This is a genomic window from Streptomyces sp. NPDC014907 (assembly GCF_055562975.1).
Genome location: NZ_JBVHEG010000014.1, coordinates 80,359 through 99,208, shown reverse-complemented (window position 1 = coordinate 99,208; position 18,850 = coordinate 80,359). Strand labels below are relative to the sequence as shown.

At 72.1% G+C, this 18,850-nt stretch carries 9 protein-coding genes; 1 reads left to right on the top strand and 8 read right to left on the bottom strand.

Going from position 1 to position 18,850, the window contains the following annotated elements; genetic code table 11:
* Positions 1-44: 44 nt before the first annotated feature.
* From ACZ3IL_RS26970 to ACZ3IL_RS26935, 8 genes are all read right to left on the bottom strand, one after another.
* Positions 45-584: a hypothetical protein gene (locus ACZ3IL_RS26970; protein WP_467394359.1), complete on the bottom strand. Its 540-nt coding sequence runs from the start codon at positions 582-584 to the stop codon at positions 45-47.
* A gap of 18 nt (positions 585-602) precedes the next feature.
* Complete coding sequence (locus ACZ3IL_RS26965; protein WP_467394357.1) at positions 603-2,285, bottom strand: MFS transporter; 1,683 nt, start codon at positions 2,283-2,285, stop codon at positions 603-605.
* A gap of 97 nt (positions 2,286-2,382) precedes the next feature.
* Entirely contained in the window at positions 2,383-5,055 is a 2,673-nt protein-coding gene (locus ACZ3IL_RS26960; protein ID WP_467394355.1) for a winged helix-turn-helix domain-containing protein, read from the bottom strand.
* A complete protein-coding gene (locus tag ACZ3IL_RS26955; RefSeq protein ID WP_467394353.1) occupies positions 5,052-5,906 on the bottom strand; it encodes a class II glutamine amidotransferase in 855 nt (284 codons plus the stop codon). The genes ACZ3IL_RS26960 and ACZ3IL_RS26955 overlap by 4 nt, the downstream gene beginning before the upstream one ends.
* A gap of 507 nt (positions 5,907-6,413) precedes the next feature.
* Positions 6,414-8,657: a UvrD-helicase domain-containing protein gene (locus ACZ3IL_RS26950; protein WP_467394351.1), complete on the bottom strand. Its 2,244-nt coding sequence runs from the start codon at positions 8,655-8,657 to the stop codon at positions 6,414-6,416.
* A complete protein-coding gene (locus ACZ3IL_RS26945; protein WP_467394349.1) occupies positions 8,654-15,577 on the bottom strand; it encodes a DEAD/DEAH box helicase in 6,924 nt (2,307 codons plus the stop codon). The genes ACZ3IL_RS26950 and ACZ3IL_RS26945 overlap by 4 nt, the downstream gene beginning before the upstream one ends.
* Before the next feature lie 79 nt (positions 15,578-15,656).
* Positions 15,657-16,259 carry a hypothetical protein gene (locus ACZ3IL_RS26940; protein ID WP_467394347.1) on the bottom strand — a complete coding sequence of 201 codons (603 nt, stop codon included), beginning with the start codon at positions 16,257-16,259 and terminating at the stop codon, positions 15,657-15,659.
* Positions 16,260-16,303: 44 nt separating this feature from the next.
* Entirely contained in the window at positions 16,304-17,536 is a 1,233-nt protein-coding gene (locus tag ACZ3IL_RS26935) for an AAA family ATPase (RefSeq protein ID WP_467394421.1), read from the bottom strand.
* A gap of 257 nt (positions 17,537-17,793) precedes the next feature.
* Here ACZ3IL_RS26935 and ACZ3IL_RS26930 point away from each other — a divergent pair, with 257 nt between their 5' ends.
* Positions 17,794-18,840, top strand: coding sequence for a beta family protein (locus tag ACZ3IL_RS26930; RefSeq protein ID WP_467394345.1), 1,047 nt, complete (start codon positions 17,794-17,796; stop codon positions 18,838-18,840).
* Positions 18,841-18,850: the final 10 nt, after the last annotated feature.

Sequence of the window (18,850 nt, the reverse complement as noted above, 5' to 3'; positions counted from 1 at the left end):
GCCCTCGGCGACCTCACCCGGTACAGGTGATCCGGGCCGCGGACTCAGTGCGTCGGCGCGATCTTGACGGCGACGATCACCAGGCCGAGCAGGACGTCGACCGACGCGGTGACGGCCACCAGGCGCGGCGGGGCGCCCGCGCGGTGCGCCGCCGCGGCGGACCAGCCCACCTGTCCGGCGACGGCGACGGACAGCGCCAGCCACAGGGCACCCTGGACGTCCAGCCCCAGCAGGGGGCTGACGGCGACCGCCGCGGCCGGCGGGACGGCGGCCTTGACGATCGGCCACTCGGCACGGCACACGTGCACGATCACGCGACGGTCCGGCGCCTGCCGGGCGAGACGCGCGCCGAACAGCTCGGCGTGGACGTGGGCGATCCAGAACACCAGACCGGTGAGCAGCAGCAGGAGCACCAGTTCGGTCCGGGGGAACTCCCCCAGGGAGCCGGCGCCGATCACGACGGAAGCCGCGAGCATGGAGCCGTAGACGCCGCCGGTGTAGTCCGTGTGCGCCCGGTGCCCGGCCCGGCGCTCCCGGCGCCTCTGCCGGTCCGTGGCCCCCGTGCCGGTGGCGCGACTGGACACCCGCGTCTCCTTCCGCGCTCAGTCCGTCGTCCCGGTCGTCCCGGTCGTCCCGGTCGTCCCGGTCGGTCCGGGCGAATCGGCACCGGCACCGGCATCGGGATCAGCACCGGGCCCGGTCCCGTCCGGCCCGTCCGTCCGGGCGGTCGGCAGGCGCGAGGTGACCAGGAAGCTCGCGAGCGCGACACCGCCCGTGGCGAGGATCGCCGCCCGCAGCCCGCCCAGCTGGGCGGAGGCGTACGAGTCGGCGACGGCGTCGGCCTCGGACGGCGGCAGCCCGGCCCGCCCGGCCGCGGAACGCACCTGCTCGGCGGAGACGAAGGTGATGCCGGCCTCCAGCCGGACCCCGACCTCTTCCCGGGCCGCCGGGGACAGGGCGGGGTCGTCCGCGACCCGGGTCGTGAGGACATGGGCCAGCGCGCCCACCAGGATCGACCCGATGAGCGCGGTGCCCAGCGCCGAGCCCAGGTTCTGGGCCGTGAACTGGAGCCCCCCGGCCTCGCTGCGCTCGTCCTCGCCGACACCGGACTGGATGACGTTCCCCAGCTGCGAGGCGAGCAGGCCGACGCCCACGCCCAGCAGCGCCATCGCGCCGGCGAACTGCGCGTCGTCGATGACCGGGTCGATGGTGGCCAGCAGCCACACGACGGCCGCCGCCAGGACCGTCAGGGCGAGCCGCACCACCCGGCGCGGCCCCGCTCTCCGCCCCAGCGAGGACCCGCACAGGGAGGTCACCAGCATCGTGGCGGACACCGGAAGCAGGCGCAGCCCCGTCTGGAAGGCGTCGAAGCCCTGCACCACCTGGAGGTACAGAGGGATGGCGAAGAACAGGCCCAGCAGGATGAGGTTCTGGCTCAGGAGCGTGGTCAGGCCGGCCCGCAGCACCGGCCTCCCCAGCAGGCCCAGGTGCACCAGGGGGTCGGCGCCCCGGCTCTCCCGCCGCCGCTCCCAGAGCCGGAAGACGGCCAGCACGGCGGCCCCGGCCCCGACGACGAACAGGGTGGGGGAGAAGCCGAGGACGGTGAAGGGGGGATTGCGGGGCTCCACCCACCCCCAGGTGCTGCTCTGCAGCACCCCGAGGACGCCCAGCGCCAGCCCGGCGGCGGAGAGCGCCGCGCCGACCCCGTCCAGCCGGGGGCGCGGCCCGGCCGGGGCGGGCGTCGCGATCGCCCGCCGGCACAGCAGCACGGCCACGACGACCAGGACCTCGCCCGCGAAGACCAGCCGCCAGGTGAGGTACGTCGTCATCCAGCCGCCCAGCAGCGGGCCGACCGCGATGCCCGCCCCGGCGAGCCCGCCGACGACCGCGTAGGCGACGGCCCGGTCCCGTCCCCGGTACGACTCCGCGACCAGGGCCGCCATCGCCGGCAGCACCATGGCGGCCCCCAGCCCCTCGACGACGGACCAGCCCAGGGTGAGGACCCACAGCGTGGGCGCCACGGCGGTCAGGGCCGACCCCACCCCGTAGACGGCCATCCCGGCGAGGAACACGCGCCGCCGCCCCAGGATGTCCCCGAGCCGGCCGCCGACGAGCATGAACGCCGCCATGACCAGGGCGTACAGGGTGATGACGGCCTGGATGGCGGTGACCTCCGTGTCGAAGTCCTCGACCAGCCGGCTGATCGACACGTTCATGACGGAGGTGTCCAGGACCATCAGGAACTGGGCCGTGCCGAGGACCGCCAGGGCCCGCCAGTGCTTCATGCCGTCCCACCTCGCGGAGTCGGTCCGTGCGCCGGGGCGCGTTCCCCCCATCGCACCCCGGCGGCGGCGCCCCGTGCCTCACCCCCCGCGGGGGAGGTCACAGGAGGCCGAGGTCCCGTGCCCGGCGCACCGCGTCACCGCGCCGGTTCACCGCCAGCTTCCGGTACGCGCTCTTGAGGTGGGTCTTCACCGTGTTGACCGACACGTACAGGTCGGCGGCGATCTCCTCCGTGGACATCATGCGGGCCAGCCGCGCCAGCACATCGCGTTCGCGTCCGCTCAGCTCCACCGGCACCAGGGGCTGCGGGGACGGCGGGCCGGGCTCGGGCCGGGGCCCTCCACCGTGCCGGCGGGGCGGACCGGCCACGAGCCAGCCCTCCGCCAGCCGGTGCGGCGGGTCCGTGTCCAGCAGCGGCCGGAGCCAGTCCCCCGCCTGGAGGAAGGGGCGCCGCAGCCCCTCGCGCCGGGCGTCCAGCAGCGCCCGCGCGACCAGCCCGCGGGCGGCCGCCCCGTCCCCCGACTCCACGGCGGCCCGGGCCCTCACCAGAGCCGCCCCCACGCTCACCGCCGGGCCGGTGCGTCCTTCGGCGCGGAGGGTGCCGAGCAGGCCGGCGGCGGCCCGGGGGTGCCCCGCGGCGAGGTGGAGGGCCGCCGCCTCGACGGCGCACACCGGCTGGTCGCCGGACACGTCCCGCAGCGCCCGGGAGGCCTCGTCCGGCCGGCCCTCGGCCAGACGGGCGGCGGCACGGACGAGGGCCGCGTGGCTCCGCGCCCAGGGCGACGCCACGGCGGCGGGGACGACCGTCTCCACCGCCTCCACGGCGGCCTCCGTCTCACCGCTGTCGAGCAGGAGCCGCGACGTGACGACGGCCCGCCACGCCGCCGGCACCGGATCGTATTCCCCCGCCGGAAGCCGGGCCGTCTCGTCGAGCAGGGCCCGGGCCCGGTCCAGTTCGTGACGGTCCACGGCCACCGCGGCCAGGACCAGCAGGCCGATGTCCGTGCCCGGGGGCCGGGGCGGCCCCGCCCGCTCCCCCTCCGACACGGAGGCCAGGGCCTTGCGTTCCGCGCGGCCGGGCCAGCCGTCCAGGTGGTCGAGGAGGGCCAGGTGCCCCGTCGACTCCGCCCGGGGCAGCGAGGTGGCGGGACCGGCCGGAGCGCCGGCCGCCCTGGTCAGGGCGGTGCGCGCGTCCTCGAACCGCCCGTCCCACAGACGCGCCGACCCCACGTGCGTCATGAGGAGGGCGGTCAGCTCCGGGTGCTTGCCGAGCAGGGGGTCCGGCAGCTCCCGCAGCAGCCCCTCGGCGGACGCGGCGGCCTCCTCCGCCAGGGACGGGCATCCGGTCAGCCGCGCCGCCAGCGCCTCCAGCAGCGTGCAGGTCAGCCGGGCCGGTGCCGGGCCGGGAGCGTCGTCGGGCAACCGCTCCCGCGCCCTGCGCAGGGGGGCCAGGCCGTGGGCGGGGTCGCGCCGGGCCAGGGCCCGGGCCGCGCGCACCAGATCGCTCGCCGGACTCCCGGCCTCCGGCCCCATGGGGGCGAACAGCCGTGCCGGGTCGTCGGAGCGCGGGCCCGTGAGGAGCCGGCCGATGGCGAGGTCGTCGACGAGGGCGCCCGCCGCGAGGTCCCACTCGCCACCGGCGGCGCCGTGGGCCAGTGCCTCCGGGAGGAAACCGGAACGGCGCAGCCAGCGGGCGGCCCGCCGGTGCAGTTCCGGCTCCTCGCCGGGCAGGCGTTCGCGCAGGTGGGCGCGGAGTATCTCCCGGAAGAGCGGGTGGAGCCGGTACCAGGAGTGCCCGAGCCGCTCGACGAACGCGTTCTCCCGGTGCAGTCCGGCGAGGAGGCGTTCGGCGTCGGTGCGCAGGGTCAGGGCGTCGGCCAGGCCGGGACAGAAGCGGTCCAGGACGCTGACGCGCAGGAGCAGGTCCTGCGTCTCCTCCGTCCTGCCCCTGAGGACCTCGGCCAGCAGGAAGTCCGCGACCGTGCTGTGGCCGGCCTCGAACTCCTTCAGGTACAGCTCGGGGTCGGCGCTCTCCCGGGCCGCCAGGGCGGACAGGCGCACCCCGGCGGCCCAGCCCCGGGTGCGTTCCACCAGCGCGGACGCGGCGTGCGCGGGAAGGCGCAGGCCGTGCAGTCCCAACAGCGCGTCGGCCTCCTCGGGAGTGAAGGACAGTTCGGCGCCGCGGATCTCCGTCAGTTCACCGGCGGCCCGGTACCGGTGCAGCGGAAGCAGCGGTTCGGTACGGGTGACGAGGACGAGACGCAGTCCCCGCCCGGCGTGGCGCAGGACGAACTCCAGCTCCTCCGCGACCTCGGGCGCGGTCATCCGGTCGTACTCGTCGAGCACGAGGACCACGGGGCGGTCGCGCGCGTTCAGTTCGGCGGCGAGCGCGGCCGGCGGTCCGCCTCCCGGGTCCGGGGGAGCCCCGGCGGCCCGCACGCCGCAGGCGCGCAGCGACTCGAGGACGTAGGCCCAGAAGACGCCGGGCCGGCGGTCTCCGGCCTCGACGGTCAGCCAGGCGACGGGCGTCCGCAGCCCCGCGGCCCAGTCGGCCGCCAGCAGGGTCTTGCCGGCACCCGCCGCGCCGTTGACCAGCGTCAGCGGTGTGCGCAGGGCCCCGTCCAGGTGCTCGACGAGCCGCGGCCGCCGCAGGAACGTGGCCGGCCGTGCGGGAAGGGCGAACCGCGTGAGCAGGAACGGGTCTCCCAGGGGGTCGGCGTACGCGCCGGCCGGTTCCGGGACTCCGCCGCCGGCCGGGGCCACGGTCCTCACCGTGTCGGGCGCGGACCGCCGGCGTACGCGGGCCGGAAGTCGTGGAGGACGTCCTCGCCCGGCTGGATGACGCCGTAACTGCTCTCCGGCACCTCTTTCCACGCGCCGGGGAGGTCCCCCAGGGGTTCCGACACGACCAGACGGGTCTCGTCGGAGAGACCGCGCAGGAACGACACGTCGGGGTGGAGCGCGCGCAGGGCGTTCACCCTGGCGCTGACGTACAGGGACCGCGAGCGCCGCTCACTGGAGTACCGGAAGACCCACACGCGCTCGCCGTCGGTCACCGCGACGGTCATCTGCAGCGGGCGCGGGACACCGCGCGCGTCCGCCGTCGCCTCGACCAGGCCCGCCATGCGCGCCACCGCACCGGGCGGGTCCTCCCTCAGCCCGAAGGTGAGGGCGAGGAAGAACATGACCTCGGAGTCGGTGGACCCCTCGATGTCGGCGTACAGCGCCGGATCGACGGCCAGGGAGAGGTCGCGCCGGAGCCGGTGGAACTCGTTGACCATCCCGTTGTGCATCCACAGCCAGCGGCCCCTCCGGAAGGGATGGCAGTTGCTCTGCTGCACGGCCGTCCCGGTCGAGGCCCTGATGTGCCCGAAGAACAGCCCCGAGCGGGTGTGGTGGGCGATCTCCTGCAGATTGCGGTTGTTCCAGGCCGGGCCGACGTCCCGCAGGACCGCCGGATCGGCCGTTTCCCCCGGGTACCAGCCGATGCCGAAGCCGTCACCGTTGGTCGTCTCCACGCCCATGCGGGAACGCAGGCTCTGGTCGATCAGAGAGTGCTCCGGTTCGAACAGGACTTGGCTGAGCAGGACGGGTGTACCCGAGTAGGCGATCCAGCGGCACATCGTGAACGCCCTTTCCAGCGGTGGCGGCGACGCCCCCGTGGTGGCCGGTTCCGGACTTTCCCGGGCAGCTCCGGCGCACCGGGCATCGTCCTGCCGCTCCCACCAGTATCCCTTGAGGTGGTCGCCGGGGCACGCGGGCGCAGGGACCCGGGGGGCACACCCGCCCGGCGGCGGTACCCGCCGGGCGGGGAGCCGCCGGTGCGGGGCCGGCCCGGACCGGCGGGGCCGGGGAGCCCGCGAAAGCCCCGGAGGGATTCCGCGACCACCACCGCGCCGTCGCCCGTCCGGCGCGTTCGCGGGCCGGAAGGGACGCGGCGGTGCCGGCCCGTCAGATGTCCCGGAAAAGGCTCAGCGGCTCTGTGACCTGCTGCTATCCATCTCCATAAGTCACTGACCTGCGCAGATCGTCTTTCGACTGTTTCAGGGTCGTGCCCATTGATGCGGCCGAAAGTCCCAGAGAAGTCCCAGAAGGCTCTGGGTATGGTCGCGGAGTCCGTCCGCCCAGTTCTACCCTTGTTGGGCCAGCGCCGGGCCGAGGAACGGACTGGGCGTGCCGTGCCAGAAGACATCCACACTGTCCCGAGCTCTGGTCGCGGCGACGAACAGCAGAGATCGAGCACGCTGCATCTCATGGCGGTATCGGGCTGGATCACTGGTGCGCAACCGGTTCACCGACTCGCGCGGCACCAGACCGTTCGCGACACCCGCGATGATCATCCGCTGGTATTCCAGGCCCTTGAACCGGAACATCGTGCCGATGTGCACCCCGCCGTCCCCATGCGGCCCGTCGGCTCGGATCTCCACGGGACGGATTCCGTGCAGGCCGAGCGTGTAGCCGATCTCGGCGGCCATCTGGTTCGTCGGCACGCAGATTGCGATCTGCTCGTGCGGAATGCTCAAATCCGGGTCGGTGTCCCATTCCTCGATGAGGGCTGCGATGCCTTCGCGCTCTGCGGCCCAGTCGGGGAACGAGTGTCCGGCCGGCGGCCTTCCGCTGAGTACGGACCGGTAGCCGGCCAGCGTCTCCTTGCTGCCGTCGAGGTCGTCGTAGTCCGTCTCACCCAGCACATCGAGCGCGGAGCGAAGGATCTGGCGCGTCGTGCGGTAACTCAGGCTCAGCTTCGACGACCGCCCCCGGATGTTGATGCCCAGACTGCCCAGTGTCACCTGGTTCTTGTAGATGCGCTGATGGGTATCGCCGACGAGGAACAGGTCGTCCGCTTCTCGAGGGGCCATCGCACGCAGCATCTTCCAGTGCGCGGGGCGCAGGTCCTGTGCTTCGTCCACGACGATGTGCCGGTACCGATAGCGCAGCCAGCCGCCCGAGCCGTCCTGGAGGTGGATGTTGTCGAGACCGCCGACTTCCTCTCGCTGACGTGCGATGGAGAGGATCCGCTGCTCGCGACCGATCTCCAGGCGCGCGGCGCGCTCGGCGACCTGGTCCCAGGTCTGACGTCCGAGCCGGTCCAGGCGCTGGGTGAAGCGTTCGGCGAGCTGCCAGATCTCGGCGCGCTCACCGCGGGTGATGTTCCGGCCGCGTCCGGCTCGCCGGGCGCGGAAGTAGTCGGTGCGTGTGGCGACGGCCTGCCCGAGGATCACCTGGGTCCATTCGTCGTGCAGGAACTCGGGATCCCAGCCCTCCTCCCCCAGTTCGTCCAGCAGCGCCCGCCATTCCCGCACGGCCTGGCTGTCGTCCATCACCTGCTTGCCGCTGCCCGGTTCGGCCTCGCGCACGATGCGGAGCGCCAGCTGGTCGACGTGGCTGACCTCGACGCGGGACAGCAACTCTTCACCCCCCAGTTCCAGCAGTCGGGAACGGAGATCCGCGGCGAGGTTCTTGTTGTACGTGGTCAGCAGAACCGGCTTGTCACGACCGGGCCGCAGCTGCCCCACCAGATGACGTACCCGGTGCAGGGCGACGATGGTCTTGCCCGTGCCGGGGCCCCCGCCGACCCGGGCCGGACCCGAGTAGCGCCGCTCCACGAGCTTGGCCTGCGTGGGGTGGAGGAAGACCTTCCAACGGCTGAAGTCGCCGCCCTCCAGAGCCTCTCGGAGCGCCTCGTCGGACGTGGTGACCACCGTGGCCGGACGCTGCGCCGCCGCCTGGAAGTCGTCGGGGTCGACCGGCTCGGCGGCGGCGACGGGCGCGGTCACCTGGTCGAGGACGTCGTCGTACGGCTTGCCGTCGAAGAGCGCGAGCAGCACCTCACCCGTGAGCTGGGGTGCGTACTCGACCAGTCCCAACAGCTGGTCCTCGGTGGTGAGCGTCCGGATGACCGGGAGCAGCGGTTCGGCGACTCCGAGCTCCGACAGCTGGGTGTCGGACCAGGCCGCGAAGAGCTCCCGCGGCTTGGCCGGTTCAGGCGCGGCCGCCGGGGTGACGGGCGGAGCGGGAAGGCGGCGAAGGACGCTCTCCTCCACGACCTCCAGGTCGACGTACTCGATACCACCGGTGACCTGGTTGACCCCTGCCGACAGCCGGTCGTAGACGTCCTTGCGGTGCTTGATGGAGACGATCAGCCAGTCGTCGTCGGCGAGCCGGATCAACAGCGCCCGGTAGTCGTCGCTGACCCGCGCCGACCACAGCCTGCTGTCTCCCTTGAGCTGCTGGAGCTTGAGGCCGGTGGTGTGCGGATTGGCCTTGAACTTGTGCTGGAAGTCGAAGAAGGCGCCCTTGACCGTGCGGGGGAGCTTGAGGATCTCCTTGTCGGCCTTGTCGAGCAGGCGCAGTGTCACGCCCGAGGCGGTCATCGTGTGTGCTCCCCGTCGTCGGTGCTGTCGTGGTTCGTCTCCCGGCCCCGTCCGGCCAGCCGGGCAACCAGCTCCGTGGCGTCCCAGGCCGTCGCCGTACGGACGTCCCAGCCGGCTGCCGTGAACGCCTTGTCCCTGTCCGCTGCCTCGTGGTCGGGCTCAGGGCCGTCCTCGCGGGCAGCGAGGACCACGCCGACGCGGGCGGCGGGCCAGGCCAGTTCGGCCTGCCATCCCCGCTCGTCCAGCTCGTAGCCGTCCTCAGGCGCCGGAACCCCGGCGTCGGCCAGGGCCCGGGCCAGCTCGGCGAGGCCGGCCTCGTCGGGATCCAGGTATTCCAACACCGGCTCCCACCCCAGGGCCCGGCCCACTGCCGGAGGCGCGGACATCTTGGCAGCGGCGGTTGTCGGCGTGCTGTCCCGGACGGCGCCGACCTCCATCGCGGACGCCGCGGCCGCGACCACTGTGGGCTCCGCATGGATGATCTCGGTCCGGGTGGACGGCAGCCATCCCTCGCCGCCGGTCACGGTCAGCACCTCCGTGGCGAAGCCGTCGAGCAGACTGGTGGTGAGCTGGGCGCTGTCGCCGCCTCCGTGGTCCAGGAACTGCAGCACGTTGCTCCAGTACAGCCAGGCCCGCCAGCGCCGCCGGTGGGTGGGTGCGTCGGCCATGGCCTCGGCGCTGTCGTCCAGGACCGCCAGACCCGTCCACACGGGCGGAGTGCGCCTGCCGTCCGCCGCCAGGACGAGCCGGCAGTCGGAGGCGTCGGGCCCGTGTACCAGCCGGATCGGCCCCGCCGCGCCCGTGGCCGCTCCGCCACGAAGGGCCGATCGAAGGGCCGGCCCGAGGTCGTCGGCTCCGAGGGCGGCGCCGCGGGCGCCGGCCGCGCCGCTCAGCCCTGCGGCGGCCGCTTCGGCCCGCCGTTGCCAGCGCGAGGCGTCGGGCGAACGCAGGTACGCGAGCAGGAGCCGGGAGGGGTTGACCCAGACGGCGTCGGACAGCTCGCCGGGCAGCCCCCCGCCGATGCGGCTGTAGTAGTCGCGTGCCCGGTTCTGTGCCTCCATCGGGTAGGGCTCCCAGACCGGATCGACCGGACCCGCCCCCGCGTATCCGGTGTCCCGTACGCGCTCACGCCACTCCTTGACGTCGTCGTACGTCAGCTGGAACACCCGCAGTCCCTCGCTGCGCAGTCCGGTCCGCTTCGTGGCGTCGTCGGCCAGCCGGTTGTGCGCGGGGGTCGCGTGATAGGCGTAGCCGTCGAGGTACACGGCTACGCGAGGGCTGGGCGCGTCGAGACGTTCGAGGAGTATGTCGGGCCGCGTGCCGTCCAGCGCACGCTGCTGCGAGACACGCCAGCTCACGGTCGTCCCGTCGTCCCCCGTCAGCCGCAGGTCGAGGGCGTACGTGCCCGCCGACGTGGTGTACGCGTCGGCCGCAGCCCTGGACTCGGTGAGCCTCGCCCATTCCTGGAGCGTGTCGATGAACATGATCTCGAGATCGCTCTCGGCCTGCCGCTCCAGCGGAATGTGCCGGGTGGTCGCCACGGGCGACGTCCGCCAGCGCGAACCGTCCTCGCCGAGGAGGTCCTCCAGCATCTGCCGCACCTCATTGCGGCTGACCTTGTCGTAGTCGGCAGCCGGCACACGGCGCAGCAGGCACTGGTGACAACCGTCGAGGCCCTTCTCGCGGCAACCGCAGTTCTCGATGACGTCACGCGCCTTGAGCAGCACCTCCCGGAAGCCGTCGGCGGACGCGAGCCGGTGCAGGTAACCGGTGCCTCCCGGCAGGCGGTCGTAGACCACGAGGAACCGCCGTGGCCAGTCGGAGCCGTCGATACCCGAGTGATCGGGCATCGTCGCCTCGGCGATGTCGATGTGGTCGGGATCGCCGCCGTACTGCGCCGCGATGCCCGCGAACAGCGCGGCCGTGAACGACGCCAGCCGTTCCTTGGCACGGGCCACGGAGGCGGGCAGCAGGACGCGCACCGCTTCCGTGCTCAGCTCGTGCGCCAGCAACAGGGGTACGTCCTGGCCGTTGCCCTGCCGCTCGTCCGCGGAGGCTCCCTTGACCCGGCGGCGGGGGCACCACAGCAGGTGGTGGGCGGCGGCCGGGATGCTCGCGGCCCCCGACTCGGTCAGCGCGTGCTGCGGCACGTCCACGACGGGGCGGCCTTCCGCCGTCGCGCCACCGCAACTCGTGCACACGTAGAAGGGATTCAGCCGCACATCCGCACCGGCGAGCGGCACGGTACTGCTGCCCTCCTCGCGGTCCAGTCCCACGTTGAAGGTGCGGATCTTCGCCTGTCGGGTGAAGTCCACGCCGAACACGGCCGTCTCGTGCCGCCATGAACCCGGTGTGATCCGCTCCGGGTCGATGTCGACTGTCGTCAGCACGGCGTAGTGCCGGCGATCTCGTTCGTCACGGTCGTCCCGCACCCGGGCGTCGTCCCGCTTGTCCCGCGAGACGACGCGCCTCGGCTGGAGCACGTGCTGCACGCAACCCGCGTCGGCGATTTCCCGCCCACCACAGCGGGGGCACGGACTGGTGTCGTTCCTCGCGTCGTGCGTACGGGCGTACCCACACGCCGGGCAGAGTCGCCACTCCGCCCAGGCCCGCCGGTCCGGGGTGCCGACGTCGAGCGCGCGCACCACGTGCCGGTAGCCGTTGACGTAGAAGCTGTTCCCGGGAGCCAGTTCGGTCAGGGCCAGCTTGCGGGAGCGCTCGTAGTCCCTGGTCTCGCTGCGGTAGACCCGCTTGGCCGGGTCCACAGCCGGACCTTCCGAATGGGCGCCCTCCTCGTCGTCCGGAGTCTCCGTCCAGTACAGCGTCGCTTCCAGCTGCGTGGTGGTGTCGGTGAGGCTGTAGTTCGGCAGCAGGCCGAGTTCCACGAGGGTGCCGTGCGCACTCGACTGGCTCAGTTCCCTCAGTAGATCCCCGGTGCTGCGCCGCTCGGCGAGCAGTTCCCGGCGCTCGCGGTCCTGCACAAGGTCCGTACGGACCAGATGCTTGGCGGCCTCGTCGATCGCCGCGATCCTGCGGCGGAGCTCCTCGCGGCGCCCGGTCCAGTCCTCTTCCGCCTCCTGTAGCGCCCTGACGATGCCGCCCGTGGCGTACGCCCGCAGCTCTTCCGCCGCATAGGACGAGACACCCCCACCTTCGGAGTCGTCCGCGCCGCTGCCGACCGGGAACAGCCCGAGGAACTCGTCGACCAGGGCGGCACCGTGGCTCTGCGCGGCGTCCGCCAGGTCCTGGCACCAGCCCGTGGTACCGAACAGGGCGGAGGACAAGCGGGGGACCGGCGCGAGGAGTTCTCCGTCGGACGTCCGCAGCCTGCCACTCGCCGCGAGGTCCAGAAGCCGTGCCGTGTACTGACGGCGCAGGATCTCCACGGCGGACAGGTAGCAGCCGGGCGGCAGGATCGTCCCGGCGATCATCTCGCGCGGCTCGTCCAGGTAGTACAGATCGCGGGCCCGGCGGCCGCCGAAGGCGACCACCAGGGCATTGCCCGTACGGCGTCCGGCACGGCCCGCCCGCTGTACGTAGTTGGCGGGACCGCCAGGCAGGGAGCCGAGGAGGACAGCGGACAACTCCCCGATGTCGATGCCGAGTTCCAGCGTGGGCGTGCACGACAGCACATTGGGATCGGTGTAGTGCGTCCCTGCCTTGAAACTGCGTTCGACGCGCTCGCGCTCCGGCCGACTGAGCATGCCCGTGTGCTCCGCGGTGACCACCCGGAACGTTCCGCCGGTCAGATAGAGCCGACGGTAGTAGTCGCCGGTGTAGTCCCGTTCCCGGACTGCCGAGCCGAACCCGGAGGCACTGGAGCCGCTCCGCGGCATGCCCGGCTGGGGCGCGGTCAGCAGCCCCTTGCACCGGTAGCGCGGGCACGGGTGCCCGTACCAGCGGGTGCGGCGCTCGGGCGCCACCACCTGCTGCCAGCCGCAGTCCTCGCAGCTGACGAAGGCCTTGTTGACGACGGAGTCGTCGAGCAGCCGCGCCTCGATGTGCCCCGGCTGCAGGCCGTAGAGCCGCGTCTGCCGGTCACGCGTGGTGCGTACCGCGAGCACCCGCTCCTCGGCGAGTACGGGCAGCAGCCGGCGCAGGTACTCCGTGGCACCGGCGGCGTCCAGACCCAGACAGCGGCGGGTCCAGTCCTGGTACCAGCCCAGGCGCCCGGTGAGCGTGTCGAACTCGGACTTGTCCTTCTGCCCGTCCAGAAGGAAGCGAGGAGGAGCAACACCCTCGGGGAACGCGGGCATGCCCTCTGGCCTGCGACCGGAGATGAGGTACCGGTTCGTGCCGGCTTCCTTCATCCAGGTGTCGAGCCAACGGTGGTGCACCGCGCCGCGCAACCGCAGGCGCTCCAGCAGGCCGCGGACGTAGGCGAGGTAGCGGTCGGGCGTGGGCAGCCCTCCCGTGACCAGCAGCTGGCCCGGCAGCGACAGATGAACGTCGCGGGCCAGGGCCGTGACCCGGTTGGGCTCCGCGACCACCACCTCGGCCGCGGCGGTCCGCGTGAGCTCCAGGGTGCGCCCCATACGGCTGCGCAGCCCGAACTCCATCACGGTGGCGAAGGCGAGACGCTCGCCGATCAGCTTCCACGTCCGCGCGTCGCCGGTGCCACGCCCCGAGAGCAGGCGGTCGACCCCGGGCTCGTCGTGGAGGTCCGGCGGCACGACGGCGGCCAGCGCTTCCGGATCGTCCACGGACTCCAGTACGTGTCCGATCAGGTCGTTGAGCGCCGTCGGGGCACCCGACTCGTCCAGGTTGTGGGCGAGCAGCGAGCGCAGAGAGAACTTGTACGAGGCGTTCGCGACGTAGCCGGCCCGGTGGGCCGCGTCCTGGGTGGAGTCGTTGAAGAGCAGCGTCTTGCGCTCCTCCGGAACGAGCGCGATGTCGCCGCCCGTGAACAGCTGGGTGACCGTCGCCGAGGCGAGAGCGGCCTGCGCGGTACCGAGGAAGCGGATGCTGTTGTCGGTGTGGCAGGCCGGGCAGCGGTCGTCCTTGGCCGCCCGGTCCGCCGACTTCTTGTCGAGTATGGCCAGCGCGAACCAGGCGTCGATCAGCTCGCCCGCATCCGACCGGCTCGGCAGACGGTACGTGCCCTGCCCGCCGTCCAGCACCACCACCGACAAGGGATCGACTCCGCTGCCGTCTGATGGCCGCACGCCGGTCAGGGCGTCCAGAGTCTGCTGCCGCTCGCTCTGCGTGGCGGCGATGAAGTAGCGGATGCGCCTCTTGTCCCGGCCCACGCTGGCCCGCCAGATCCGGTCCTGTGCCATGACCAGCCGCTGGGGATCCGCCTCGGGAGACAGGGCCGCCCAGCCCGATCGGCCGCAGTTTCGGCAGTACACCGCGGGCAGGTGCACCTCGGCGGGCCGGACCGCGGTGTCGGCGCCGGGCAGCGGCTGCGGCCGGGCCGAGGCCGACGGCCAGCCACCCGACGACCCGTCGGAGTCCTCATCGGCGACCGGAGCGGCATGCAGAGCGGCCCGGCGAGCCGCGGTGCGGTCGTCCTCGTACCAGCGGAACTCCGGGGACGCCCCCACGCCGCGCAGAACCCGGGTGACCGGCCGGACCCACAGATGCGCCTCGATGTGCAGCAGCGGCCGTGGCCTGCGTTCATCGGACTCCGGATCGCGCGCCGCCGACAGCAGGGCGACGAACCGGGACAGCGCCTGAAGGACGAGCTGCGGATTCTCCCGCGCGGTGCGCCCCCACGCGTATCCGAAGCGAGCCAGCCGGTCCCGCAGCCCCCACTCGTCCAACGGCTCCCCGCCGAGGAGCGACAGCACGCCATGGGTGAAGTCGTGGCGCTTCAGCAGGCGCCCGATGCGGAAGGCGTCGAGGCCGGAGCGACCCAGCAACCGCTCGGCCAGCCTGTCCAGATCCAGCAGATCGGGCCGGGCCTCCACACCGGGACCGCCTGAGAACTCGATGACCTCCTGCGGCGTCGGAGGTTCGGGGAGCTCGTAGTCGACGGCGCCCGTGAACTCCTCGGCCGACATCCGCTCCTCACCGACCACGGCGTCCGCCGGGAAGGGCATCCCGAACACGCGCGAGGCCACGTCGAGGATGCCGCCGGCCTCCTTGCCCGGCGCGCCCTCTCCCAGGGTCGCCGACGTGGCCACCGGGCAGATCGACCCGAGCGGCCTGCCCGGCCGTGACGCACCGGTCGCGGCGGCCAGCCGCCGCAGCAGCATGGCCATGTCGGTGCCCTGCGCGCCGTCGTATGTGTGGAACTCGTCCAGCACGACGTACGCGAGGTCGGCGTCCTCCCAGAGCGAGCGGTCCTCGCCCCGCTGGAGTAGCAGGTCGAGCATCTTGTAGTTCGTGATCAGCACGTCCGGCGGCGAGACGCGCATCTCCTCGCGCCGCGTCATCACCCGGCGGAAGTCCGTGTCGGGCCGGTCGCCGATGTACAGACCGGCCGTGACCTGCGCCAGCTCCGGTCGGGCCAGGTAGTCGCCGATGCGGCCGGCCTGATCGGTGGCGAGCGCGTTCATCGGATACAGCAGGACGGCCTTCACACCGCGGCGGCCCTGAGCCCGCTGCCGGCGGCAGTGATCAAGCACCGGGATGAGGAACGACTCCGTCTTGCCGGATCCCGTTCCCGTGGTCACCAGCGTCGGCCGGGCCGGACCGTGGAGCGTGGACAGCCGCGCCCAGGCCGTGGCCTGATGCCGGTACGGGGCGAAGCCAGGGAATCCGGCCGTCCACTCCAGCTCCCGCTGCCAGCTGTCGTCGGCCACGTGGAACGGGGTCCTGATCCGGAGGTACGGCCCCCGGAAGATCCCCGTCTCGGGGTGCCCGAGGAACCGCTCAAGGGCTCGCCGGGTGTCCTCGTCGGCGAGGGCGTACGTCGTCGTGAGGTACTGCGTCAGACTGCCGCGCAACTGGGCGGCGGCCATGGTGGGCTTCACGACGGTCCCCTTTGTCTTGCCGATGCCCTGATGATCGATACCACCGTATAGAGGTTCCTACGTCCCTGGTGACGTGGGGCTATGCCGCCTCGTGCCAGGCCGCGATGTCCTTCGCGAAGTCCAGGAAGGAGCGGTTGTTGCCGGTGGGCCTGTGAGACACGTGACCGCCCTCGACAGCCTTCTCCATGATCTGGGGCGCGTGTGATTCACGGTAGTCGGGCTTCCCAAGGTTCTTCATGAGGTGCTCCTTCGCCTTCTCCAGCTTGGCGAGGTCGCGCCGACAGTCCGCCGCCTTGAGCTTCCAACCGGGATGGAGCGCGGTGAAGGCATCGGGGAACAGCATGAGCCAGGCCTCGATCTCGTAGGCGGCCAGAGCCAGAGCCGTGGGAGTGCCCTTGAAGACGCCGTTCATCTCCTCGCAGAGGCGGCGTCGCAGTTTGTCGTAGGACTCGTCGGCGACGCCGTCGAGGTCGGCGTGTATCACGATGCCGGCGAGCTCGGCCGTGTCGGCCAGAGCGTTGGCGTACTTCTTGATGTCCTGGAGCCGGGGATGGAGCTTGGACTGCGCCCGAGCCAGGCGGATGGGTTTCTTCAGCATGCGTACCTCGGGGCATTCGCCCGGGTGCAGGGCGGGGAGCAGGTGCTGAAGGACCTTGCGGTCGTAGTCTCCCTCTCCGGCCACCACGATGACCGGGCGACGCCGCCGGGACGGCGTGGATCCGCGGCTCACAGGCCACCGCCCAGGGCCCCGGAGTACCAGAGCTCACCGATCGGCTCGTACTCGGACTTCTCGATGATCCGCTGGATGTCCTTGGGACGGCGTGCGGGGATGACCGAGGCGCCGCTGTCGCGACGCTCGCAGACGACGAGTTCCTCCGGTTCCAGGTCATTGAGGACGACGAGCGAATGGGTGGTCACCAGGAACTGGCTGCGGGTGGTCGCCTCGCGGAGCCGGCCGACGAGCAGGCTCAGGGCATGGGGGTGGATGCCGTGATCGATCTCTTCGATACAGGTCAGCAGTGGCGGTTCCGGATCGTGGAAGATCGCCAGCAGGCACAGGATCCGGACGGTTCCCCATGATGCCTCCGTCAGGCGCGTGCGCCCGCGGAGCCCGGTTTCTTCCAGCTCCACCGCGAGACGTCCCGCCTCGCCCGGCACGTCCACGAGGTGGATGTCGCTGATCTGCGGAACCACCGTGCGGACATCCTCCAGGAGCATGGCCCAGGCTTCACCGTCATCCTTGAGCGTCTTGAGGAAGTCGGCGAGATTGGAGGCGTCGTTCTCCAGGCGGCGGCCGGATTCGGTGATTCCCCAAGGCTTACGGGCGGCCCGGACGTCGGGGTCGAAGACCCGGATCTGCCGGAGGTGGCGCGGCAGATCGCCGACGGCCGCTTCGGGGGACGGGAGACCGGGAGCCGCCCATGACTGATGCAGGCCGGACGCCATGCGTCCGACGGCTACGCCCTGGGCTTCCACAGGGCCTGTAAGGGTCAGGCGGTCGCCCGCCAACTCGGCCGAGGTGGGAGCCCCGGCTTCGGGGTGCTGAGTGAACCGCTCACGCCGGTACATGGTGTGGCTCCGACGGGAGCCCTCCGGCAGCCGGGGGCGGGAGATGCTCAGCTCGTACCGGTCGGGCTCCTCCTCCGAGGCGAAGTCCGACCAGATGCCCTCGATGCCGACCGATATCCGTGACACCGGCCTCGGGCCTCCGCGGAAGGCCAGCACATCGAATCCGCCCTGGGCGTCCAGCGCCGGTTCGATCCCCTCACGGGACACATCGCCGAGGAAGTTCAGGGCGTGCAGGACGTTCGACTTGCCCGCGGCGTTGGGGCCGACCATGACCGTCAGCGGGCCCAGCGGCAGTTTCACGTCCGTCAGGGTGCGGAAGTTCCGGACCGTCAGTCCGAGAATCCGGTGGTTCAAACGCGTGCCCAATCGTGGAGCAGCCGGGCGCAGCACGGCCGTGGTCGACAAGCGGTGCCACGGCAGACGCACGGTCATGTACGTGCAGACGTGGTGGGGTTCGGCTGCCGAGCTTCACGAACAGTACCTCGCTGGTCACAGCGCTACCAGGTTCTTGAACGTTCCAGCCATGAAGGCTGAAAAGGCGTCATTACGCGCAGCGGCAACGCGACGGATCCTGAAGCAGCTACCAAGAAAGAACGAGGGAGAAGCGCGAGGGAAGTGGACGCGGGCTGAGCCGAGGGGGAGTCGCCATGTCCGGACCGCTGTACGTTCCCGTCCTGCCGGCGAAGCCGCACGCTCGTCAGGCGTACCGGCAGCTGAGCCCAGCCGTCCAAGCGGCTGTCGTGCCACTGTGGAACATTCCGCCCCGCGCAGGCCTGCACCCTGATGTACTCGCCACGGACGTACGGAAGGACGTACGCGACGTGAGCAGAGTCCAGCGCCACCATCCTGCCTGGGTCGATGCCCCGTTCGCCGACGAGGCACAACTGTCGGTCCTGGCGGATGTGCTGTCTGCGGATGCCGAACTGAGCCCGCTGCGCCCCGTGACTGGTCCCGAGCGTCCTGAGGAGCACCAGACCGCGACGCTGGAGCACGCCCGGTCCACGGGGAACGGGTTCGCCATACGCGTCATGATGCCCGGCGAGTGGGACGACGCCTTCGGCCATGGTGTCCGTGATCTGGTCGCCCGTATCGATCCCGCCGTCGAGGCGGACCTCCTGCTTGACCTGGGCGCCGTGCGCGTCGACCGGCCCGACGCCGCGAAGGAGTCGCTGCGCGCACTCGATGCCTTGGTACCACTGATGCCGTGGCGGACGGCCGCCGTCCTGGGCGGCGGCTTCCCCGACGTGACGGCCCGACTCCTGGAATACGGCACGGCCGTGGAGCCCCGCTGGGACTGGCTCGCCTGGCGCGAGCTGACCAGCAGCACCCGCGAGTTCGTTCGCCGACTTGCGTACGGTGACTACGGCATCGACTCCACCCGAGGCATCACTCGCGGACCCTCCTCCGGCAACGGCGGCCCGCCTTGGGGCGTGCTGCGGTACACCACTGACGATTCGTTCGTCCTCGTGAAGGTCCCGACGCGAGGCGACGACCGGGCCGCCGCCATCCGCGCCGGCGCACAGGAGATCCTCGCCTTGCCGGACTTCCGCGGTGCGGCGGCCGGCGCGGGCGAGACCTGGCTGCGTGACTGCGCGCGAGGCCAGGGCCCGCAAGGCACCGGAAACGCGGCGGTCTGGCTGCAAACGGGCAACGTCCAGCACATGACGTACGTCGTCCGGAGCCTGCGAACCTGACCCGGCGGCG